22 protein-coding genes are annotated in these 23,550 nt (G+C 38.5%); 12 read left to right on the forward strand and 10 right to left on the reverse strand.

The window, feature by feature from the left end; all coding sequences use genetic code 11:
* Positions 1-4 precede the first annotated feature (4 nt).
* From LEP1GSC195_RS17745 to LEP1GSC195_RS17765, 5 genes are read left to right on the forward strand one after another with little or no spacing between them, the layout of a single operon-like run.
* Entirely contained in the window at positions 5-1,309 is a 1,305-nt protein-coding gene (locus LEP1GSC195_RS17745; RefSeq protein WP_015682978.1) for a caspase family protein, read from the forward strand.
* Complete coding sequence (locus LEP1GSC195_RS17750; RefSeq protein WP_015682911.1) at positions 1,293-2,807, forward strand: Kelch repeat-containing protein; 1,515 nt, start codon at positions 1,293-1,295, stop codon at positions 2,805-2,807. Before LEP1GSC195_RS17745 ends, LEP1GSC195_RS17750 begins: the two co-directional genes overlap by 17 nt.
* On the forward strand, positions 2,794-4,644 hold the full coding sequence (locus LEP1GSC195_RS17755; protein WP_040507235.1) for a Kelch repeat-containing protein: 1,851 nt from the start codon (positions 2,794-2,796) through the stop codon (positions 4,642-4,644). The genes LEP1GSC195_RS17750 and LEP1GSC195_RS17755 overlap by 14 nt, the downstream gene beginning before the upstream one ends.
* Complete coding sequence (locus LEP1GSC195_RS17760) at positions 4,637-6,397, forward strand: Kelch repeat-containing protein (protein WP_015682986.1); 1,761 nt, start codon at positions 4,637-4,639, stop codon at positions 6,395-6,397. Before LEP1GSC195_RS17755 ends, LEP1GSC195_RS17760 begins: the two co-directional genes overlap by 8 nt.
* Before the next feature lie 7 nt (positions 6,398-6,404).
* Positions 6,405-7,112 carry a hypothetical protein gene (locus LEP1GSC195_RS17765; protein ID WP_015683009.1) on the forward strand — a complete coding sequence of 236 codons (708 nt, stop codon included), beginning with the start codon at positions 6,405-6,407 and terminating at the stop codon, positions 7,110-7,112.
* Between the two features lie 10 nt (positions 7,113-7,122).
* Here LEP1GSC195_RS17765 and LEP1GSC195_RS17770 read toward each other — a convergent pair whose 3' ends face one another.
* From LEP1GSC195_RS17770 to LEP1GSC195_RS17800, 7 genes are read right to left on the reverse strand one after another with little or no spacing between them, the layout of a single operon-like run.
* Positions 7,123-7,461, reverse strand: a complete 339-nt coding sequence (locus LEP1GSC195_RS17770; protein ID WP_015682816.1) for a nucleotide pyrophosphohydrolase — start codon at positions 7,459-7,461, stop codon at positions 7,123-7,125.
* Positions 7,448-8,593 carry a hypothetical protein gene (locus LEP1GSC195_RS17775; protein WP_015682875.1) on the reverse strand — a complete coding sequence of 382 codons (1,146 nt, stop codon included), beginning with the start codon at positions 8,591-8,593 and terminating at the stop codon, positions 7,448-7,450. The genes LEP1GSC195_RS17770 and LEP1GSC195_RS17775 overlap by 14 nt, the downstream gene beginning before the upstream one ends.
* Positions 8,594-8,595: 2 nt before the next feature.
* On the reverse strand, positions 8,596-10,092 hold the full coding sequence (locus tag LEP1GSC195_RS17780; protein ID WP_015682820.1) for an MBOAT family O-acyltransferase: 1,497 nt from the start codon (positions 10,090-10,092) through the stop codon (positions 8,596-8,598).
* An 11-nt stretch (positions 10,093-10,103) separates the two neighbouring features.
* A complete protein-coding gene (locus LEP1GSC195_RS17785; RefSeq protein WP_015682837.1) occupies positions 10,104-11,390 on the reverse strand; it encodes a hypothetical protein in 1,287 nt (428 codons plus the stop codon).
* A gap of 15 nt (positions 11,391-11,405) precedes the next feature.
* Positions 11,406-11,993, reverse strand: coding sequence for an LIMLP_18675 family protein (locus LEP1GSC195_RS17790; RefSeq protein ID WP_015682980.1), 588 nt, complete (start codon positions 11,991-11,993; stop codon positions 11,406-11,408).
* Complete coding sequence (locus tag LEP1GSC195_RS17795; RefSeq protein WP_015682942.1) at positions 11,990-13,033, reverse strand: glycosyltransferase family 4 protein; 1,044 nt, start codon at positions 13,031-13,033, stop codon at positions 11,990-11,992. The genes LEP1GSC195_RS17790 and LEP1GSC195_RS17795 overlap by 4 nt, the downstream gene beginning before the upstream one ends.
* 22 nt (positions 13,034-13,055) lie before the next feature.
* Entirely contained in the window at positions 13,056-14,348 is a 1,293-nt protein-coding gene (locus LEP1GSC195_RS17800; protein WP_015682818.1) for a glycosyltransferase family 87 protein, read from the reverse strand.
* Positions 14,349-14,411: 63 nt separating this feature from the next.
* On the opposite strand from LEP1GSC195_RS17800, the gene queA reads away from it, so the two are divergent.
* The 7 genes from queA to pnuC all read left to right on the forward strand — a co-directional run bounded on the left by queA (position 14,412) and on the right by pnuC (position 22,005).
* A complete protein-coding gene (gene queA / locus LEP1GSC195_RS17805; protein ID WP_015682977.1) occupies positions 14,412-15,458 on the forward strand; it encodes a tRNA preQ1(34) S-adenosylmethionine ribosyltransferase-isomerase QueA in 1,047 nt (348 codons plus the stop codon).
* Positions 15,459-15,735: 277 nt separating this feature from the next.
* A complete protein-coding gene (locus tag LEP1GSC195_RS17810) occupies positions 15,736-16,521 on the forward strand; it encodes a hypothetical protein (RefSeq protein ID WP_015683013.1) in 786 nt (261 codons plus the stop codon).
* A complete protein-coding gene (locus tag LEP1GSC195_RS17815) occupies positions 16,481-17,008 on the forward strand; it encodes a FlgO family outer membrane protein (protein WP_015683045.1) in 528 nt (175 codons plus the stop codon). Before LEP1GSC195_RS17810 ends, LEP1GSC195_RS17815 begins: the two co-directional genes overlap by 41 nt.
* A gap of 111 nt (positions 17,009-17,119) precedes the next feature.
* The gene (locus LEP1GSC195_RS17820; RefSeq protein ID WP_015682988.1) at positions 17,120-19,375 is read left to right on the forward strand and encodes an aconitate hydratase; all 2,256 of its coding nucleotides are present in this window, start codon (positions 17,120-17,122) and stop codon (positions 19,373-19,375) included.
* A 73-nt stretch (positions 19,376-19,448) separates the two neighbouring features.
* Entirely contained in the window at positions 19,449-20,600 is a 1,152-nt protein-coding gene (locus LEP1GSC195_RS17825; protein ID WP_015682896.1) for a hypothetical protein, read from the forward strand.
* Positions 20,600-21,277, forward strand: coding sequence for a class I SAM-dependent methyltransferase (locus LEP1GSC195_RS17830; protein ID WP_015682823.1), 678 nt, complete (start codon positions 20,600-20,602; stop codon positions 21,275-21,277). The genes LEP1GSC195_RS17825 and LEP1GSC195_RS17830 overlap by 1 nt, the downstream gene beginning before the upstream one ends.
* Before the next feature lie 59 nt (positions 21,278-21,336).
* On the forward strand, positions 21,337-22,005 hold the full coding sequence (pnuC, locus tag LEP1GSC195_RS17835; protein ID WP_015682917.1) for a nicotinamide riboside transporter PnuC: 669 nt from the start codon (positions 21,337-21,339) through the stop codon (positions 22,003-22,005).
* 121 nt (positions 22,006-22,126) lie between these two features.
* Here pnuC and LEP1GSC195_RS17840 read toward each other — a convergent pair whose 3' ends face one another.
* The 3 genes from LEP1GSC195_RS17840 to LEP1GSC195_RS17850 all read right to left on the reverse strand — a co-directional run bounded on the left by LEP1GSC195_RS17840 (position 22,127) and on the right by LEP1GSC195_RS17850 (position 23,417).
* Positions 22,127-22,498: a DoxX family protein gene (locus tag LEP1GSC195_RS17840; protein WP_015682843.1), complete on the reverse strand. Its 372-nt coding sequence runs from the start codon at positions 22,496-22,498 to the stop codon at positions 22,127-22,129.
* 124 nt (positions 22,499-22,622) lie between these two features.
* Positions 22,623-23,087, reverse strand: coding sequence for an SRPBCC family protein (locus LEP1GSC195_RS17845; protein ID WP_015683028.1), 465 nt, complete (start codon positions 23,085-23,087; stop codon positions 22,623-22,625).
* A 6-nt stretch (positions 23,088-23,093) separates the two neighbouring features.
* Positions 23,094-23,417 carry an ArsR/SmtB family transcription factor gene (locus LEP1GSC195_RS17850; protein WP_040507236.1) on the reverse strand — a complete coding sequence of 108 codons (324 nt, stop codon included), beginning with the start codon at positions 23,415-23,417 and terminating at the stop codon, positions 23,094-23,096.
* Positions 23,418-23,550: the final 133 nt, after the last annotated feature.

Here is a 23,550-nt window from a genome sequence, read left to right on the forward strand (position 1 = left end):
ATTGATGAAATCAAAAATTCTAATATTCTTATATTTTTTTACTACACCGGCAATAATTGCTGCTGATCCTGGGCCAAAACGCCTTGGATTTATTGTTGGCGTTAGTGAATATAGGAACTTAACTCTTGGTGATTTGAAAACCGCAAAAAACGATGCTTTGGGGATGACCAAAATTTTATTTAGTTACGGCTCTTACAATCGTATCCAGACGCTTGTACAGGAAGGTTCGGCTAATTCAACTCCGACCAAGTATAATATCTTATCTAATTTTGAAGCATTGTTAGAAGAAACAAACCCAGACGATTTGTTTGTGTTTTATTTTTCTGGTCATGGCGTGGTTGATTACAATGACAAGGTTTATTTACTTCCAGAGGATGCTAATCCCTTAACTCCTTTTGAGTCAGGAATTGCAGTAGAACAACTCCTCGAGATGACAAGGAAGTATAAGCTAAAACGAGTTGTTTTTTTTATTGATGCTTGCCGAAATCCAGATGATGGCAAAGGAGAAGAGGGCAAAAAGTTCTTAGTGGAAACTTCGTTTCGTGACTCGGAAATTCTTTCTGTATTCTATTCGACCAAGGTGGGTTATTCTAGCTTCGAAGATCCAAAGTCAGGTTATGGTGTCTTTACTAAGTTTCTTATCTATGGCTTAGAAGGTAGAGCAGATTCCAATTTCAATGGAGAAGTTTCTTATTCCGAATTATCCAATTATGTCATTACTTCCTTACGAGAATGGGGCAAGGCTAATCAGAAATTACAAAAACCTTATACGAAAGAATATGCGGAGAAATCCGAGGATACCATTTTAACCTACGCAGTCAATCCAGAGACATCACTGGCAGATGCACCTTTATTCAATCCTTACAATCCGACATATGCTTTCCGATCCTTCCTTTTCCCTGGTTGGGGACAGTATGCGAGAGGGCAAGAAGAGAAAGGGAAGATCTATATGTCCATCTTTGCTCTGGGGGTTCTTTATGCTGGGTTTCAATATAACACCTTTCGACACGATAAAGCAAACTATGAATCGGCAATTGGTATTCCACCAAACTCTCGTGTAGCAGAAACTGTCGCATTAAATTACTACTTAATTGAGCCATATAGGCAAAAGATGGAATCATCTAGGACCCACTTGTCCCAAGCTCTTACCGTACTTCTTATACTGTGGTCAGCAAATGTGTTTGATTTTTATCTGTTGGGACCCAATCCTAAGGAAAAGTCGGGTGTTTTGCTCGAGTTTGATTGGGAAAACCATGGACTTATGGGAATTGACAGGGTTGGGAAGTTAGGATATGCGATGCAGTTTTAGTCTACTCTTAACTTTATTACTCTTTCACTGTAAGATACAGAATTCTTCTCAAAACATTTTTGATCCCACTACCTTGGCTGGTAGTTCCGTTGCAGTTTTATCAACATTAATTTTCCAGGACCAAGTTGAAATCGTCTCTCGATACCGACCGAACGATTATCCATCCTTCGTAAAAACAGAAATACTTGATCTGGATCTTAACCAACCTCTAGCAGCTCATTTTGCTAAAAATCACTTTCGTGTTTCAGAAAACTATAAAGATGATTTGGTGATGCGAGATGTATTCCCGTTATCCGAATCTAAAATTCGTCTGCTTTTTTCTGTGTCCTCTCGGTCAGAATGGAGAGAACCAATTTCTATATTCATTCAAAGGCCAGAGTCATTAGGTAATTATTCATTTTCGAGTAAGGTATTAGAATTCAAATTTCCTTACCCACGTTATATTGGCTCTATATCAGAAGCAAAAGGCCAAATAACAACTACCTCTTTGTCAGATGGCCGAATCCTATTGGTAGGAGGGGTTTCCATATCGGGAAATACCGTCTCTACAGTGGAAATTTTTAATCCTGAAATTGGAGTGTCTACTTTACTTCCCCCACTGAACCAAAGTTTGATGGGAATGGCAATCTGTACTGACCCGGTTGGGAATGTTTATGTTTCAGGTGGGAAAATAATCCGAGGGGATCCTACTGTAGATTCTCAAATCAATGATAGAATTTATCGAATCAATGTGACAAACCAAACTGTTATAGAACTTCCAGTGACTATGCAAAGACGAAGGTCTGGCCATACGATGGTCTGTTTGTCAAACGGGGACTTACTTATTTCTGGGGGTCAATTTCAAGTAGGAACCGACCCCACCGCCATATCAAATGATCATGAATATATTTCTATTTTAAATGCAACCTCAACATACCTGGGTCCTGCAGCTAATTTTCCAATGAACACTTTTTTCCAATTCGCAGAGTATGATGCGAACAAACAAAGAATATTGTTCTTTGGTGGTAAAGATCGGCTCTTAGTTTACGCAGCTTATTCAAATCTTATCAATAGTTTGGACCTTAATTCGCAAACTTTAAGTTCATTGCCTGCAGTGATGCCAACATACAGGTCGAATGTGACAAGTATTCCCATGCCTGGTGGAGATCGGTTGGTTTTAGGTGGTATCACGGGGAGTGGAGTGGGTTCGCGAAGTATTGAATCATGGAATGAAGTAAGTTCTATTACCAAAACCCATGGTTTTACCAGTAGAATAAAAAACGGAAGTTCTATCGTAACTTTTTCAAATTCCCAAATTCTTTATACAGGTGGGGTTGATACTTACTATAAATCAGCAATCTTAGAACTTTATGATCATGTAGAAAAACAGAATTTTATAGTCGATACAATGATGAATGCGCGTTCAGAACATACGGCAATACGAACTAGTAAGGGAATTGTTGTGTTCGGTGATTCTGCATTAGCTGATACAAGAGTAGAGTTGTATGGAAAAGATTAGAGCCATCTTCCTTATTTTCTTATTTGTATCTTGTAAAATAGGATCAGGTAATAATTTATTTGATCCGAACTCTCCAACAAGTTTAGGACTTCTCCTGTTAGGTTCAGAACCCGTTGTTACCATGGAATTTTCCACCAATCGTGTGCAACCTGGTGGGGTTATGTATGTATCCACTAACCATGATTTTACGACTAAGGTTGAAGGGTTAAAATTGCCTGTTTCTGGGGTTGGCGATAGCCCTATTTCGCAAATCATACCACGAAGTAAGTTTTTATATGAAATTCGAATGAACCCATCCATTACGAGTGGTAAGTTTAGTATCAATTTAAAGGATTATTATTTAAGCGAATCGCTTCTAGTAAACCCAGAGAAATTTGAATTTGAAATTGATTCCCAGCCACCTGTCCTTGAACTTCGAACGGGTAATGGAATCGATATCTCCGAATTAGAATCGGGATTTTTGGACATCGTTTCCAATGAAGATATTGTATGGGACGGAGTCCTGTCTCAAGTTAGTTTGTCGGGGACTGCTAAAAATAGTCTTGTGGTTTCTGATATAATTACTTCCGACCGCAACATACGTTTGTTATTTGCTGGGAACCCAAATTCCAACGGCGGTATATTAACGATTTCCTTTCTAAACATTAAAGACAAAGCTTCCAATTCTCAAGGGACTGTGATGGTTCCTGTAAATGTTTATGCCTTCAGAAGTGGGCCTAATTTAAATGTAGCAAGAAGGTCTTGTGTTGGTGTTGAATTAGATGATGGTCGACGTTTGGTTTTTGGAGGAAAGGCTAAAAAGGATGTTTTGATCAACGGAAATGGCACATTGAGCCATGCCGAGTTTTATGATTCTGCTTCGAAACAATTCATTCCGGCTCCTGAGATGGTATATCGTCGGCAAGAATTTGAAGCCGTCAAACTCCTTGACGGAAGAATATTTGCCGCAGCTGGATTGGGTGGTAAAGGTGGGCCTTCCAACGATGAGTTAACTTCTACCGAAGTTTATAACCCAATTACCAATACTTGGACAGAGGGCCCGCACTTGTTAACCCCCCGCTTATTTCATAAAATGACAGTGCTTCCGAATGGAGATGTACTTGTTGTTGGGGGGATGAGTCCATTTAAGCCGATCCAATCAGTGGGGATGGTTGAGTTGGTTCATATTACAAATGATCCGGCTACAATGACTGTTGAAACCATTGGGAACCTTTCTGATTCAAGAGGTAAACACGCACAGATCCTTTCGCATATTTCTGGTAAGGTGATTATTATTGGAGGAGAACGTTCTGATGCGTTTGGACCCATGGCAAATAATTTTAATGCGAATGCGTTGGATTCTATTGAAATTTATGATATCAATACAAAAATTCTTTCTAAATCTAATGCGAAGTTATACAAAAGATTCAATCACTTTGTTCACGGATTAAAAAATGGAGAGATACTGATTTTTGGAGGTGTGAATTCTCGTTTTGACGTCGCACAGCCGGTGTTACGCGCTCAAATTTATAATCCAATGACGGATACTATTCGAGATCATAAAAATCTTCTTTTTGGTAGGGAATGGGGTTCTTCTTTTATTTTTCCTTATGGGAAAGACCAACTGATTGTCGCAGGTGGGTTAGAGTATCGAACCGTAAACGGTTCCACATTCGATTCAATTCATGATACAGAGTCTTGGTCTGAGTCAATCAACCGATTTTATATGACAAGCCGTTCCTTAAATGCTCGTTGGGATGGTTGTGAAATTCGTTATTCTTCTTCCGGTGGTGGGATGATTCTTGGCGGTAGGATTGGTGATATCCTTGGAAATACGGAGGAATACAGTTTTGAATAAATTGATTTTTCCTATTTTATTGTGTACGATCGGATGTATTTTCCCCGCAAAGTATGGGAATCCTTTTGATCAAAAATCCACTGGTGGGTTGTTTCTAAGTGCTTTTTTTAATTCGAGCCCATTTAGTTGTGAAAATCGTTCAAACAATAAATCTCTTGGGAGCGTGGACCAAGTTCTATTACAATGCAATCGAGATCTTGCCAATATTGATGCGGAGTACCTTGCCAAGTCCAACCAAGACATTTTTTCAAATGTCAGTTTTGCTAAGATAGATAGAGATCGTCTTCTCGTGAAATTTGACCCCCTCACGGATGATGGACAATATGAACTGATCCTTTCTGGTGTGGTTTCTAATGTAGGGGAAACTCTTGCAAACGATAAACTTCCAATCATCATCGATACAAAAATCCCTACAGTATCTTTGGTTGGCTATATTCCAATTACAGATTATACCTTTTTTTCTGCTCATTATTGGGACTTTACCACTTCCGAACCATTAGCAAATTTTGGGCCACCGATTTTGAGTGGATCTCTTGCTTCATCGGTCATTCTTCGATCAGTTCAAAAGATTAATGAAACAACATATAGAGTATACTTTGAAATTAATTTTTCATCGAATAATCCTGGTTCGCTTACCCTGCAGTTTTCCAATTCAAAAGATAATGCATCAAATGAAGTGTCCAATTCATTGACAGTACAATTCATAGGTTTAGTGCCAGGTCCTAAATTACATCACGGTAGGTCGGAATTTGATGCCTTCCAAAATTCCGATGGTGATGTAATTGCAATTTATGGCTTTGCTTCTAGTGCAGAAATTCTTCGGAAAGGTTCGTCTAGTTTTGTTCTCACCAATCCTAGTTTGCCATTCATTTCTAGGGGTGAGCGCGGTGTGATGTTGGATGGAAAGAATCTTCTTATCACAGGTGGAATTCAAGCCCCAAATCCGTATGCTCTTACTTCGAGTTATATATTTGATACAGAGACAACCGCTTTCACTCCGACAGGGAGTATGAATGGTCCAAGGCATTTGCATAATATTGTCAAACTTCAAGATGGAAAAGTGATCGTGTTAGGTGGGATTCGTGAGTATGACCTTGATCCTATGACACCTTTGGCTTTTTTCTCTTTAAATACTGCCGAGATTTATGATCCTGCTACCGGAAACTTTACTGAGCTTACAAGTAAGATGATGACTCCAAGATCGTTTTCTTGTTCCGTGTTACTGGATGATGGCCGAGTATTTGTAATCGGTGGGACAGATGGAATTTTCGCACCAAAAGACACAACGGAGTTTTATGATCCTATCACACAAACCTTTTCTTGGGGTCCAACCTTACCTGTACCTGTCGGTGTATTAAAATGTATGAAATTAGTGGATGGGAATGTTTTAATTTATGGAGCACAATTGTCTAACTTAAACAATTCCACTATGTTGTATGATCGAACTCGGAATCAAATTTTGACAATTGCCAATTCGAAATTTAGAAGAGAGTGGAGTATTGCATCGGAGCTTCCTGACGGCGGAGTTCTTTTTTACGGTGGGGGATACCGATATAATACAAGCGAGCCAAGCCGAGTCATGGAAAAACTTGATTATGCAAAAAGTAATAATTTCTTTGATATGGGTATGGCCAGATATAGTGTATCAAAACACAGCGGTGTGAAATTTTCGGATGGTACTTTGTTTTTTCTAGGAGGAGAAATCGGAGGGATGTTCCATTTAGAAACGGAGTACTACGGACTGTCTCATTAAATTCTTTATGCCTCACGACAATGGCCGTATTTACGGTTCCTTCAAAAAAATCTGTATCCCTGAAGTGGAATTAAAAAAAGAGGCCGAATCCATTCTTTCTAATTTAATTTCGTTGAAAATGGATTGGGAAACTGGCCAGATATCCGACAGCTACCTTACCTTCCAAATTGTATTATTATACTTAGAACGTCGCGTGAAAAGACATCCTTTTCTGAGAATGGGAAAACCGTTGCCCAACCGAAATCAATCAAAAGAATTTTTAGAGGTAGTTCGGTTCTACGGGATGCCCGATACCGTACGTTTTGCACTCTGGAAATGGCATATAGGTGAGTGGGATATCCGACTCATAGACTATAATCCTAGTTCTTTGGAAATGTTGGAATCACAAAGCCATGGTTACAGATATTCTACTATCAGTTGGATTGATGCCATGAATGGAAGTTTGGTCGAAGGCAAACGAGATGCGTTTGAACATTTACTTCATGACTTGGCCCATGCTTATATGTTTTTTCGTGAGGATTATGATTTTGAGGGCCAAAAACAGTTCTTCAGGGAGATGTTTTTAGACTATTCGAAGTATGAATCTGTATTAGACACAAATCCTGTCTTTCGCACTAAGTTCGATTACTGTATTTCTGATATGAATTCACATCCTGCCCACCTTTCTGCCTATTGGAATGCAATTCGGAGAGAAGCTGGAATCTCAATCGGTTAGTGTTTTTAGTTCAGAGTTTTGGATTGTTTTTGTGACGATCTAAGTCGCGTTTAGTATTTTTTTTGATCGTTGATTGAATCACATCTTGTAAAGAGATTCCCATTTGATTGGCCAAACAGGTGAGAACAAATAAAATATCACCAATCTCACTCGGGATATTGTCAGCGGATTCGCCTGATTTGAAGGACTGGTCCCCATACTTTCTTGCCATAAGCCTAGAAAGTTCACCCACTTCCTCCATTAGAATTGCTAAATTGGTAAGCTCAGAAAAATATCTAACACCAATGGTTTGAATCCAATCATCGACTTCCGATTGTAATTGCCTAAGAGTGATGTCATCGTTTCCCAAGTTTTTTCTCCAAATTTTTTGCGAGAATTTTGGTGAATTCCTTCATCCCGGCTTCGTTCAAGTGAATTAAATCAAAACAATATTTTCCATTAGAATCTCCTAGAGAATCTTGAAGGTCCATTTCATCTAAAGTTTGGTGAGACACTAATGCTTCGGACAATCCATCATGCCAGACTTTCATTCTACCTTCGTTGTTTACCTTTCGAATTACATCGGAATACGGTGCAAATACGTTGATGATATGAATGTTGCGGCTCCCAATGAAGTTATACATTTTTTTCAGTCGTCTAAAATACCGTTCTGTATCTTCGGTTGCATTTGAATCTTGAGGGACAACACTTGCAATGCCACAAGTTTCAAACAACATACGTCTATGGTCAGGGTTGGATGCTTTGGGGATTTCTAAGGGAAGGTGGAGAGCCAATCGGTTTAGGCAATCATCTACGCTTGTAAGTTGGTATTCATCAATGGATTCAGGATGATCATTTTCATAATCCCAGGGATTCAAATTTGGATTTTTATTCTTTCTCGAAATTGCTTTTAACCTTTCGTTAAAATTGATAACTAAATCAGATAGATCCTTGCGATAGGCTACCGACTTAAAGATCAAATAAAGGTAATTTGAAAACGCAAGATTGTATTCGAAATTTAGAACTGTGGGAATTGCTTTGAAGTTCCCCAGCTCCGATAACATCGCCAATGTCGGGTCCACTATGTACTTTCTATCGACCCATGGCATTCCAGGTTCCATTACATGTAGGATGATTTTAACATTTGGAAATTTATCTAAATATTCTTCTAAAATTCGATGTTGGACTACGAGCTCAGAACCTCGAACAGCAATGGATTGAGTTTTCCATCCAGTTTTTTTTAGTTCATCGTTGAGCATACGAATACTTATTCCTTCGAAAGCTACAGATGTCCCTACGATCAAAATGTCCGGATCCAACATATCTCTTTTTGAAACTACATGTTCAGTGACTCGATTGATATTGGAGGCATAGGAATTTTTCTTTAGATATGGTTTATACAATCCAAACTGAAGTAAACATTCCAATACTAATAAAAAGAGTATTGCTGTGACTAATTTTTTATCGGTCAGAAATGAGATGGTTTCTTTGAGTAAGTTCATAATTAAAATTGAAAGTAGAGGAAGTTCTGGCTTTCAGTGACTCCAAAAAGTAATAATAATAGTATGTTTACAATGACGAAGGTTGTGTATTTCAACCAACTGCCAGTAAGAAGAGTAGGGATCTGTCTTTTAGAAAAAATGTAACTAGCAGTAAAACAAATCACTAATAAAATACCGAATCTGTAGTTAGACCATCTTGCGATGGGAGCTACAGAATCATTTAGAAAAACAAGAGCCTTCATCATCGGGATTGCTTTTTCCATTGTCTCAGCGCGGAACATGATAAATCCAAATGATAAACAAAACATGGTGAAAATCCGTGCAAATAAATCATAAACTTTACCACCTTTTCCGTTTAGGAATTTAGCCAGTTTGGTGTCGCCGTAGAACTTGTGGGAAAGTAACATTGTTCCTTGCCAAATTCCCCAACCCACGTAGTGGTAGGCCGCACCATGCCATAACCCAGCAAATAACCAGGTGATCATAATATTGCGAATGTACATGATGACACTTACTCTAGAGCCACCTAACGGGATGTAAATGTAGTCTCTAATCCATGTGGAAAAGGAAATATGCCACCGCGACCAGTGGTCGGCAATATTTCTGCAAGACATTGGGAAGTTAAAGTTTGGATTGAACTGGAATCCAAACAATCTTGCTACTCCGATTGCAATGTCAGTATATCCTGCAAAATCAAAATAAATTTGCCATCCGAAGGCAAGGGCCCCTGTCCAAATTTCAATTGAGTTGAGGTTTTGATAATTAGAGAATGTTGAGTCGACCACTCGAGCCAGGTTGTCTGCGAAAACGATTTTTCTTGTGAAACCAATCAATATTAAGGCAAAGGCAGCATCAATATTCGCTTTATACACACCGAGACGAAAGTCTAAGTCGCGGAAAAAAGTTTCTGCACGAACAATCGGACCGGCAACTAGTTGTGGAAAGAAGGTTACATACAAGGCAAAATCAAGGAATGATTTTCTTGCTTCTATTTTGCGATTGTATACATCGATGGTATAACTCATGGATTGGAATGTATAAAAGGAAATTCCGACAGGGAGGATGATGTTTTGTTTTGCAAATTGGTAGTCATCTAAAAGATTGATATCGTTAATAACTCCGAGTAGAAAGTCAGTATATTTAAAAAATCCAAGAGTTCCAATATTAACAACAAGAGAAAGTACAAGCAACCAACCTCTTGTGCTGTCTCCATCTTCTTTCGCTTCGATGAACCTTGCCGCAAAATAATCAATTACTGTGGAAAAAATTAGAACAAATACGTAAGGGTTGATCTTAAAATCACAATAGAGTCTATCTGTGTAAAATTTAAACCCATCTGCCGCCATCGCCGTACAGGAGATAGACGAAGGTTGCCAAGCCATATAAAAGTAATAGCTGGTGAGTAGAAAAAAAAGTTTTTGCCAACGATTCTTTAGAAGATTCCCAACTATGATCGTCACAAAGAAAAATACTAAAAATTCAAAGGAGTTAAATAACATTTGTTTGGTTCCTAGCGGTATATTGATTCTTCGGCTAACTTTTCAACTGGCCCTTGGATTCCTTCGGTATATCCAAATTTTGGACCAATGGACCGAGGAAGAGTAGAAAAAGTAAAATTAGTACTGAAGTAAAAAAGGAATAATGTAAGGTAAATCGTGTGAAGAATGGCAGCTGAAAATTTTGGTAACATGGGTATTGATAAGGATTTTAAGGTATAAGAGTTAAGTATCCAAAGGGCAATGGTGGTTCCCACCCAAAATTCAAAAAAATATCCTTCCCACCATGTATAAAAACCAATCGAAGGTAAGATCCAAAACGTCATCACCAATAGTTCTTGTTTGTATCGTGCCCACATAGTGCGGAAATTCAAAATTCCTAGACACAAACTAAAAATCCAGAATAAAAGATTCAAATTGTAGGGAAGGTGTTTTGGGTTTTGGAAGTCAAATAGGTTCACTCGGAATTTAGGAATGACGTTCTGGAATACAAGAAAAGCATCTCCTATCCCTCGATAGAAGTACAACACATAGTTTTTTTCTTCCCCGAGGCTTGTACCCCAGCGGTTTATGGCTGCATATAAGAACATCCAAAAGGAAAAATGTTTTTCATCAAGAGGTCCGAGTCCTCGTTTTAGAATAATGAATCCAACAAAAAGGTATGATAGAATGGTCGCAACACCCAGGCATGTCAAATAAACTAATATGATTCTAAGTTTTTTACCAAAACTTCTGTTAGGGGAGAGGAAGATTGCCATAGGGACCATCCCAAAATGAATGACATTGGATTGGTGGAAATAGATACTAAAAAGTTGAATGATCCATAATACAAGTAAGTGTTTTGTCAGTAAACCTTGCCTTAGATAATAAATCGTAAATAAAAACAAAAGAGCCATCAAACAGGAATGGATGAGGGGGGTATCATTGTGTAAACTATAGAACCAAAAAGCTTGGCTTACCTGGATGACAAGTGCAAGAATGATTCCAAGGATTAAATCTTTGTATAGTTTGTAGTAGAGCCAAATAAAGAGTCCCAAAAAAAATAGGGAAAAACTTAGAATTCGTAACCGCAAAAAAAACATAATATCCGTTGTCGGATAGATAGAACGAAGCATTTTCCAATAGAGTAGTCCCGAAGACTCAAACCCTAAATGGTGAGGATTGAAAAACGCTGACTCCACTCTATCCTTTTGAATATTAAGTGCATAAACACAAGAATCCCAATCAAAGGCCCGAGAGAGGTATCTTAGATGGAATAAAAAAAGGACGAGTAGTAAAAGGAGAATAAATAACTTCTTCAAGAGTCCAATTCCACTCTAACGTTTTAAAATTCGATTCACTATGTTTCGATTCTTTTTATATGGAAAAAAATAGGGAGTGGTAAATATAGCTTTTCCATTTTTTTCCCAAATCATTCGATTCCATCCTAAATAATCACTCAATCCACCGTGTTCATAACCGAGTTCTAAACCTTCGGTCTCAAAGTTAAACTTGGTGAGTTTTTTCCCAAACCCAAATCTTTGAATTTGCCAAATCTCATTTTTAACAACGATGGTTCGGATATTCCACTTGTTTAAGAGGCGGCTAACATCAATTAAGAGAGATGCTGCAATGTAGAAATAGACAAAAACAGAAAGGTAGTGGTAATAGCGAAGCTCATCTAAAAAAGGAATTTTTAAAACTTTAGTGATTTCTAAAACCCCAACAAACCAATAGAAAAACTTACCTAAATAAAACGCATACGGTAAACTGTATGTGAAAAAAAGAACTGCAGCAAGAATGAGTAATAAGGAAGGGATTGGGTTTACAGTTAACTCATCGTATAATGAAGTTCCAAAGTAAGCGGTTTCTTTTTTGCTTCGGATTTCCTTCCATTTGGATATCCATTTGTTTATGATTTTCATTGAAAGAGTACCTCTTCTATTTTTTTTGCTGTTTCTTCCCATGTCCATTGTTTGGCGGGAAATTTTGGGGACCTACTTTTTTTTGGCCCGGACATCAATTCAAAACTATGAGTCCAAAGTTTTGTTTCTTTTGGAGGAACATAGAGATCACATTTGTCAGATAATATTTCTTTAAATACAGGGATGTCAGAAGCAACACAACGTTTGTCCTCTAACATAGCTTCCAATAGAGGAAGCCCAAACCCTTCATGGAGAGAAGGGAAAAAGAACACCTTACATTGTTTAAATGCCTCCGCTAACGTTGCATCATCCGGGTTCTCTAGAAATTGAATACCTAAACTTTGTATTTTTGAGTCTTTCAGTTTTTGGTATAAAAATTCACCTTCTTCCCCCCATCCTTTTCGTCCCATGACGATTAAGGAATTTTTGTCTTTCGGATGTTTGGTTTTAAAATCCAAAAATGCATCCACCAAACGATTGATATTTTTTCTTGGTTCTAAGGTTCCCACTGTCAAAAAGAATTCTTTTGGGAAAATGGTTTTAGTTTTAGTTACTTTTTGTTTAGATACACCAGGATAAACTACGATACATTTTTTTTCATATTCAGGACGAAAAGCGGCAATTTCCTCCTTTGTATTTTTGGATAAACAAAAGATTTTATCAGCATTTTTCATTGTTATAGGAGAGAGGAGTTTGTGTTGCCAATAGTTCCACTTAGCCATAGTCTCTGGGGCTGATATGAAGTTTAGGTCATGGTAATTTACGAAACTTGGGATGGGAAGTTTTAGAAAAGGTAACATTTGTATGGTGCCCCAAAACACTTCGACCCCATCTTGTTTCAGACGCCTCGGTAAAATAAAATTCAAATAGATTGGCCCAGGTATGTTTTTTGGTTCCAGAACCACTTTTGTATTGGGACCAAGTAAATTTTGAAATACTGGATGGATCGGTTTATTGGTGTATAAAAAAAATTCTTTCTTTTTGTGTTTGGGTAGAATGACTTTTAGGACTTCAGCTAAATACCGAGAATTCCCGGTCATCCCATAGGCCAGTGGCCTAACATCAATTCCGATTTTCTGTTTCACGTAATGCAAACCTTACAATATAGAAATATAAGAGACTGGTTGTATAAAATAAAATGGAAAACATAGAAAGTGCGGCTTCTATTTTTGACCCGACGAAGGTTCTATGAGCCAGTAGCGGTAAACTCAAAATTAAGATTAGAACAAACATTTCTTTTTTATTGTTTGGGGAACTTATAACTTGATTCAAAATGAAATAGATCGGAATTAAACAAATAATAAAACTATGAATCCAACTAATCCCACTGAAAAGTGCGGAAACCAAAAATAATAGAGAAATGATTTCCCATTTTTTATTTTCCTTTCTCCAGAGTAATAAGAGAGGGATGCCAAACAAAACCATAAACACGAGTTGAATGATCTTTAACATTGGAAGGGAAAGAGTGATAAATGGTAAACCGTATGTTGGTTGGTTCATCATATCTGCGCCCGGAACAAAATATTTTGCGAGTGTCGAACTTAAAGATTGGTTATTTTTCCAAGAACGGAGAAGGGGGTTACTAAAAGCATTCCCCAAAATTTCTGTCAGCCATTCGTTTGTCATTTGAATGGTATAATCCCAATGATAAAGAAGTGGAATTGCATTCCAGAGAAAAATCCCAATTAGAAACCAGAGGATTCTTTTGTATTGTTTTTCATAAACATATAAGAAAATGAATACCAGTGGAGTGATTTTGATACTAACTGCTAATGCTAAAAGGATACCACTTTGCCAGTGTGATTTTGCAGTAAGAGATACTAACACAAGTAAAATGAGCAGTAAACCTACTTGGTTGTTCTGGATATGGCTTTCTAAAAACCGAAAATTAAATACTAAGGTTGCCAGTAGAATTAAATACGGGAATGGCGAACTTGAGTTGGAAAGTTCTCTGTTCTGAAAAATAAGGTATAAGATTGCTAATAAAGAAATCCAACTCAATAGTTCAAAGAGTAGTGCTGCATTCGGTTCTGTAAGATAAGTGAAGGGAATGAGTAAAAAAGAGAATAGTGGCGGATAAATATAGGTCGCTGTTTCGTTTTGGAGCGCTGTTAATAGGTGAAAATTCTCTGGTTGGAACAGATCTTCCATGGTTTTTACTTTGGACTGGAGTTCGAAAGCCGCATCGAACCGATAGAGATTCTCTCCAGTTGCCCAACGTTTCGCTGCATGGTAATAATCCAAAAAATCCGATTTTTGTTTGGATCTAGAAACGGAAAGGACGAGAAAAATCACGAGTAGAATGCAGAGAATCCATTTTCCACGTTTCTCTAGGGTTTCTAAAAATTTCCACATAGTTCTCCTACCATTCCCAATATTTCTGGTTAATTGACAAGGTTTTCCCAAGGCTATACAAAGATGGATTTTTTACAGGAATACGATTTCCACCTTCCCGATGAACAAATTGCCAAATTCCCCTTAGAAAATCGAGATGAGTCTCGGCTTTTGGTCGTTGACATAGGGCAAACTAAGTTTTGGGAAGCCCCTTTGTTTCGAGATATCACGGCACTTGTGCGTCCTGGTGATGTTTTTGTTTATAATGAGACAAAAGTATCCTACCGCCGTGTGTATTTACAAGTGGAATCGGGTCGTATCCATGAATCGATTTTTTTGGAATCAGTGGATAAATCCAACCAAGGTTGGTTATGTATCTTAAAAAATAGAGCAAAACTTAAATTAGGTGATATTCTCTCTCCGGTGGGATTTAAGAACTTTCGTTTTTTTTTCCAGGGCCCAGAAGAAGAACTTTCCATTTTGTTCTCTGAAACCCCCATTTCTGATTCTGATTTCGCAATCTTTGGAAATATCCCGATCCCTCCCTATCTGAAACGCAATGTGACCGAGGAAGATAAGGTTCGATACCAAACTATTTTTGCAAACAGATCTGGATCGGTGGCGGCTCCAACCGCAGGGTTACATTTTACTGAAGATCTAAAAGAGAACCTTCGAAAACTCGGTGCCGAGTTCCTTCCTGTGGAATTACAAATAGGTTATGGGACATTTCGTCCGTTAACTCCTGAACAATGGCAAACCAAGACTTTACATAAGGAGAAGTACTTTGTTTCCGAATCCACAGCATCAAAGTTAAACGATGCAAGGAAGGAGGGGAGGAGGATCATTGCCGTAGGGACGACTACTCTTCGCGTTTTAGAAACTATTTTTGATTCTCAATTACAGAAATATAAGGTAGGATCAAGTCAAACTGACATCTTTTTGTCGCCAGGTGACAGGATTCAATCAGTACAAGGACTGATTACAAACTTTCACCTACCAAAGTCCAGCCTCTTGCTTCTTGTGAGTGCCTTTGCAAATACCCAACTCGTGTTGGATGTTTATCAATATGCTTTGCAGAACAGGTTTCGCTTTTATTCTTATGGGGATTCAATGTTCCTATTTCAAAAATAGATTTACATTCATTGGAAATCAGGAAATATGTTTCATAGTCTCTTTATGTACTCCCCGAAATCTTCGGTATTTGTTTCCTTATTCTCAGGTTTAGGTCTTCTGGGGGTTGTTTTTATTGCGCCCTTAAAAGACTCAGGTATAAGAGAATTCGATTCGTCAAACTCACATAAGTTTGGCGATGGTTCTTTGCGCCAAACTTATGTGAGTTGATTCAAACGATGGAGATAGTCAAACTTCAGAATATAAGAATTCTCTAAAATTCTTTTCTTCAAATCCTATGACCTCTTTTAAAAAAGAGGGTTATAATCCATCGCAGTGGAACCCGTTCGCAAATACTGGGACTAAATTGGATTTTGATTTTTCACAACAGACACCATTAGTTTGGGACGCAAAGCTGACAGGAGAACCTTCCTTGTCGCAACCTTCTCTTGCAGCCCCAGTCCATCCATCGGCAGCCCTTATTTTTCGTCAGTTAGAGGCCAATAAGCGGTCGTTATTTGACCCTAGGCAATCGTATGAATACCAAGGAAGTTTTAACCCTTCGCAATTCCTAAAAGTGCAAACGTCTGTATATAATGTAAAAACGGAAAACCCTGTTCTTGCTTATGGTGCAGAAGGTGGTAAGTTTTCTTTTTTTTTCGGTAGCGACAAAGTTCAATTAAATTTAAAATACAACTATTTAAACCCAAGACCAGGTTCTGTCCCTCATGGTCAACTTGGGTTCTCTCCAGCACAGGACAACGCATCACTCGGCCTCATTTTCTTTTTGGGTTCATCCAAAAGTTATTCTTTGTATGTTGGCAATCAGATCTTCAATGTGTTTAATGATCCACTATTGCAGATCAAGGATCACAATGGTAGGTCCCCTGAAACATTTTCTGCCTCCTTTCGTGGTAAACCCCCTGGCCGCCTAAAAACCACTTTTTTTCTTAATTTCCAGAACCAATTTTATAAAGACGGTATGCTGCTTGGGGTTCCCGGTGGTTTTATGTATGGGAATGGCTTTAATGGAAAATCGTTTTATGAATATGTTACTTCACTTGGGATGGAACTTGCGTTTTAAAATAATTTTACTGGGGATTTTGTTTAGCGTTAGCGCTTGTTATTTGGGAGAGGAAAGAGAATCCAAACCTAAAAAACCTTCCGTTGCACCACTGGAACAGTTAGCAGTTTCCCTTTCTGAAAAAGGTTTCTACTTCCAACCACAACGACTTGTTGTTTTGACATTTTTAGATAATGAAGGAAAAAAAAGCCCCTATGGGGAAATCCTTGCAGAAAAACTCACGACGGAACTTGTAAAAAAAGACAGGTTTCAGATCTTAGACCGCCTGGCCAACCAAAAAGTTTTGAAAGAAGCAGGCCTTGGTTTGGATTCACCTACGGACACTGCCACCTTGCGGAAAATAGGCGACGTTTTGAAACTTGATGTCATCATTACAGGAATTGTGACCCCATACCAAGACGGAGTTTTTGTCAATACAAGACTCATCGAAATTAAATCGGGCCTCATCCTCAAAGCTGACGAAGTTTATGTCCGTATCGACGGTTAGAAAAGAAACCGGTTCTCACTACAGAGCCAATTTTACTGATTTTAGCATTCGTAGTTTAATTTTCGATTGATTCCCTTTTTTCCTGCGGTCTGATAGGTATAAGAGGTTCAGATGGCATTTGATATAGAAATGATTGCGGCACGTTATTCCAAAATGGAAGCGACCATCACACAAGCCAGGAAGTTATTGGGTCGACCCCTCACACTTACAGAGAAGATTTTATACAACCACCTTTGGGATGGAAACCCAACGAAGAGTTTTGGCCGTGGTGTCGATTACGTGGACTTTGCTCCCGACCGAGTTGCCATGCAAGATGCAACAGCGCAGATGGCGCTTCTCCAATTTATGCAAGCGGGTCGTAAAAAAGTAGCGGTTCCTTCCACCGTTCACTGTGACCACTTGATCACAGCAAAAGACGAATCCGGAGTGGATCTCGGAATTGCTGTCAAAGAAAACAAAGAAGTATATGATTTTTTATCCTCCGTTTCTAATAAATATGGAATTGGTTTCTGGAAACCAGGTGCAGGTATCATCCACCAAGTAGTTTTAGAAAACTATGCCTTCCCTGGTGGGATGATGATTGGAACTGACTCTCATACAGTAAACGCTGGTGGTCTTGGGATGATTGCCATTGGTGTGGGTGGAGCTGATGCATGTGATGTCATGGCAGGACTTGCTTGGGAACTCAAATGGCCAAAAGCTATCGGTGTCAAACTTACTGGAAAACTAAATGGTTGGAGTACTGCAAAAGACGTTATCTTAAAAGTAGCAGGAATTCTTACTGTGAAAGGAGGGACGGGTGCCATTGTAGAATACTTTGGTCCTGGTGCTGAATCCCTTTCTTGTACTGGAAAAGGTACAATCTGTAACATGGGTGCGGAAATTGGAGCAACCACTTCTACTTTTGGTTATGATGAATCTATGGAGCGTTACCTGCGATCCACTAATAGAAGTGATGTGGCCGATCTTGCAAACAAATACAAAACCCATCTTACTGCGGATCCAGAAGTTTACGCAGACCCAAACAAATACTTTGACCAAGTAATAGAAATTGATCTTAATACTTTAGAGCCTTATATCAACGGTCCTTTCACTCCTGACCTTGCGACTCCTATTTCTAAAATGAAAGAAGAAGCAGCAAAGAATGGTTGGCCCCTCAAAGTAGAAGTAGGTCTTATCGGATCTTGTACCAACTCTTCTTATGAAGATATCTCAAGAGCTGCTTCTCTTGCCAAACAAGTCGCTGCTAAAGGTTTAAAAACCAAAGCAGAGTTTACCATCACTCCTGGATCGGAACTGGTTCGTTACACCATCCAAAGAGACGGATTCATTGATTCCTTCCATAAAATTGGAGCTAAAGTTTTCTCCAATGCTTGTGGACCTTGTATTGGAATGTGGTCTCGTGTGGGTGCTGATAAAAAAGAAAAAAACACCATTGTTCATTCCTTTAACAGAAACTTCCAAGCCCGCCAAGATGGGAATCCAAACACGTATGCTTTTGTGGCATCTCCAGAGATCACAACAGCACTTGCGATTGCAGGGGACTTAGGATTCAATCCACTCACAGACACTCTCACCAATGAAAAAGGGGAACAAGTCAAACTTGATCCGCCTACAGGGGAAGAGCTACCGAGCAAAGGTTTTGCGGTTGAGGATGCAGGTTTTGAAGCTCCGGCGGCAGATGGTTCTGGGGTTCAAGTGATTGTAGATCCAGCATCGACAAGGCTCCAACTCTTAGCCCCTTTTAAAGCATGGGAAGGGACAGATCTCAAAGGATTAAAACTTCTGATCAAAGCCAAAGGTAAATGTACAACAGACCATATCTCTATGGCTGGTCCTTGGCTAAAATTCCGTGGTCACTTGGACAATATTTCCAATAACCTACTCATCGGTGCGACAAACATCTTCAATAGCAAAACCAATGAGGTGAAAAACCAACTCACTGGAAACTATGAACCGGTTCCGCAAACCCAAAGAGCATACAAAGCCCAAGGGATTGGGTCGATTGTGGTTGGGGATGAAAACTATGGCGAAGGTTCGTCTCGCGAACATGCGGCCATGGAACCAAGACATTTAGGTGTAAGAGCTGTACTTGTAAAATCGTTTGCTCGTATTCACGAAACAAACTTGAAAAAACAAGGGATGTTGGCTCTCACTTTTGCAAACAAAGAAGATTACGATAAAATCCAAGAAGATGATGTGATAGATATTGTAGGACTCACAAGTTTTGCAGAAGGAAAACCACTGACACTTGTTTTCAACCATAAGGATGGCAAAAAGGACGAAATTCCAGTCAACCATACTTACAATGCGCAACAAATCGAATGGTTCAAAGCCGGTGCTGCTTTGAATTTAATGAAAGCATAAGATTTTTAGCGAAACAATCTCGAACCATCGCCAGATACAGGTTATCTGGCGACTTTCTCCTTTTCCGTATGTAATGCCAAAACAAAAATCCAAACCTATAGAAACCACAGAGGAAACTCTGATTTGGACGGGAGTTTCTTCCAACCAAACGAAAGCCCAAAAAGAGTTTAACGACGCTCTTCGTAAACATAAAGAGACATTAGAACGTTCCAAAGAAATTGAACCTTTATTCCAACTTGTAAATGAAACTTATATAAATGATGTTTTACCTGAATTAGAAAAACAGAAAAAATTAGAACGAACACGTTTTGAACTGATGTGCGCCATTCTACTCGAAGAAAAACTTTCCTTTGGTAAGATGCAAAGGGAGTTTTTGCGACGTTATCTTTTGGAAATGTGTAATGATTCGATGTTGGAAGATACAACCTTTTATGGAAAGTTTCGAGACCAACTGGAAACTAAATTTGAACGGATGGAACGCCTTCGGTACAAAAACCAAATGGAATCTAGAATCAAAAATACATTTGGAATCGATATTGATTTAGACGATATGAATCGAACTGGGTTTGATTCAGAAGAGGAGCGGGAGTCTCACGAGGAGAAGTATAGAGAATTTCGTGAGAAGTATGAAGAATACCGATCGGAATACTTTAGAGGAAGGGGTCCCAAATCCAACGAACGAAAAAAAACTAAATCGCAAACTGAAAAGGAAAAAAAGATTCTAGAGTCCGAACGCCTCTTAAGCACAGACATCAACACTCTATTTAAAAATTTAGCAAAACTCATCCATCCCGACAAAGAGCAGGATCCCGTTTTAAGGGAAAAAAAATCTAAACTCATGACCAAACTCTCCGGTGCAAGAGACAATATGAACATCGCAGAAATTTTAGAAATCAGATTACAGGTAGATGAGCTAATTCCAAACCAACAAACAGATGTTTCCTTTCATGACACTTCGATCAAGAGGTTTGTAGGTATTATTAAAACGAAAATCCGTGACTTGGAAGATTCGATTCGTCAAAGATTTTTTTCACATCCCTTGATGGCTGAATTTCCTGAGAGAAAAATCACAAAAGAAACCTTAAATACCTATTTAAAACGAGTAAGAATCGACAACCAAATGGTGACTCAAACTTATGAAAAGGAAGTAGAGCAGCTAACAAAAGAACCGAAATACATCAAAGAGATGATACGTGAATTACAAAGTTTAGGGACCCAATTCTAATGAAGAGTTTTTTGAACAAAAAGGCCTTTGGTCTGGGTAAAAATGGTAAAGAATTTGATGGTTCTTATTGGTCAGATATTTACGGCAATGGACTGGATGTCGATGGTTCGTATAATGCCAAACAACATGCAGAATACTTAAAAACTCTATTCCAACTGATGGAAATTCCCGTTTACAAAATGGCTGACTTTGGATTTGGGAAAGCGATTTTACTACGAGAAATGGTAAAAACCTTTTCCCCGGTGAAAGTGTATGCTGTGGATGCTTCTAAAGAGGCTTATGAAGATCTAAAGAAAAAAGATTGGGTGAAACGTTCTGACAAATTTCATCTCTATCATGAATCGTTAGAAACTTTCAAACTCCCGAAATTAGAAAAGGAACCAGTAGAACTTGGGATTTGTAATTCCGTGATCCAATACCTTCCTGATACAATGATCCCTGGAGTTTTGGAAAAAATGGCTAAATATTGTAATTACCTGTATTTTACAGTGCCAACAAACGAAGATTATGCGGTGATGAAGGAAGAAATGTCTTTTACCGACCCTTATGCATTTTCTAGAACCAAAAAGAAATATAGAAAATGGATCTCCCGTGATTTTGAAATTGTTGGATATAATCTTTTGCAAAGCAAATGGCTTGGGGAAAAAGGATTTAAGGAAGATTTTTTTCGGATTTAGTCTGCCAAATTGGATGATTTGGATAGGGACAAAATGTTTATTGAAACTGGTTTCAGCACATGATGAATTTTTTCTCCTACCTTTCGATAGACTTTCAAATCTTTTCTGTATTCGGTTACTCTATTAGTTTTATCGAACTTCTGGGAACAAGTTCTGGTCTCGCCTGCGTCTATTTGGCTTCCCGAAATCATATCCTCACTTGGCCGGTTGGAATTTTTAATTCGATTTGTTTTTTCTTTTTGTTCTTTCAGATCCAATTGTATTCGGATATGTTATTACAAATTTATTTTTTTGGATCGAGTATTTATGGTTGGTGGATCTGGCGAAAAAGGACTGGTTCCTTTGTCAAAATTCAATCCCTTGGAAAAAGAAATAATACCTTACTCCTAGTTTCTATTTTTCTAGGAACCTACCTACTAGGTGAAATCACAAGCCACCTGCCTATCTGGTTACCAGAGATTTTTAAAAAACCACCAGCATTTTTGTATTGGGACGCTTTTACGACGGTGGCAAGTATCTTTGCCAATTTTTTACTGGCTCAAAGGAAATTGGAATCTTGGTTTTTATGGGTGTTTGTGGATGTAGTTTGTATTGGTTTGTATTCTTTAAAAGAGATTCCCTTTGTTACCTTAGAGTATGTTGTGTTTTTACTGATAGCCTTCTATGGATGTTACCATTGGTATCGGGAATATAAAACTAACGACTCTGCATCCTCTTTGGCGGCCTGATCCTAAATGAAAATCTTGGATGATTTCCTGGCTCTGGCTTGATTGAGTTCTACTCATTGGCTTAGAACAGAACCAAGCAGAATTTCAGTTTTGATTTTCTTTAGAGCCAAATCCTCATTCTTTAGATTCTACGATTTGTTGGACGTAAGTACCAAGAAATAACCGTGAGTGCTAGAAGAAGAAGAGATGGGAAAATTTCTCCAATGGGATGACGAGAAACAATATGCGAAAACGCAGCTCCCGACATCGCAAAGAAAAATCCAGCATAAGCCCATTCTTTTAGTAACAAAAACTTAGGTGATAACACGGCAACCACACCAAGTAGTTTCCAAACACCCAGAAGTGTTAGAAAATAAGTGGGATACCCCAATTGGTTTATCTTTTCTACTTCTTCGGGAAGTTTCATAAGTTGTACAACCGCAGTCGATACCATACCCAATGACAACCAAAGAGTAAAGAACCAATACGCTATTTTTTTTGTTTTCTCAGACATAAAATTCTCCTAAATTAAAATATAATTTCTGTTTGTTGGCTAAGGTCAGTGCATAACTAAATGCAGTCCCCCATAACTTAAGTTTACACTGAATCGTTCAGTCCTTTCCCGTTTAAAATATTTGTTATTTGTTTTTTACCACTTGTTCCAATTGATTGTGAGCCATATTGATTCCTTGGGCAAAGGGCATCTTTAGAATTTTGTCTCTTTGTTCTACCGATTTATAGATGATATGCATGACGAGTTTACTTTTGGTCTCTGATATCTCTTGAAATTCAAAAAACTCAAGTTGGGGAAAAAACCCTGTGTTTTCCATTTCAAAGGTTCTTGTAAACCGTTCATTTGGTACGATATCATGTAACACTCCGTTAGCCCGAAATAACACAACACCGTCTGCGTTTTTGGTCTCAAAGATCCAACCGCCATGATTTTTAGCTTCAAATTTTAAGACTTTGTTTCCCATCCATTGTTCGATGAGTTCAGGTTCCGTGTGTGCTTTAAAAACTAAAGAAGCAGGTAAATCAAATTCACGTTCGATCGTTAACTCTTGTTTGCCGTCTTCGGCATGAATTTTTGTTTTTAGTTCCATGATTTCTTATCCTTTGGTTTTGTAGTTTTTCATTACGGATTCTAATTTGTTGAACCGGTCATCCCAAAGTTTTTGGAAAGGCGCGATGAAATTAGCGATTTCTTTCATTTTGTTCGGATTCAAGTGGTAATAAATCTCCCGGCCGCTAGGTTCTTTCGCCAGTAATTCGCATTCGGTAAGGATTTGTAAATGTTTGGAAACTGTGGGTCGTTTGGTGTCAAAGTGGGAAGCGATTGTTCCCGCAGTCATAGACTGGGTGGCGACAAGTAAGAGGATGGCTCTCCTTGTGGGATCGGCAATTGCTTGGAATACGTCTCTTCTTAAATCCATTGTGTAGTCATTTGACTAATAAAAGATATGTAGCCATTTGGCAACACATATTTATTTCAAGAAAAATACAAAGGAATTTAGATTAGGGGAGGCAAGCGAAAGCTAAATGGGAATTGGTTTGACTTAGCCCGTT

It is taken from the genome of Leptospira wolbachii serovar Codice str. CDC (genome assembly GCF_000332515.2).
Classification (GTDB): domain Bacteria; phylum Spirochaetota; class Leptospiria; order Leptospirales; family Leptospiraceae; genus Leptospira_A; species Leptospira_A wolbachii.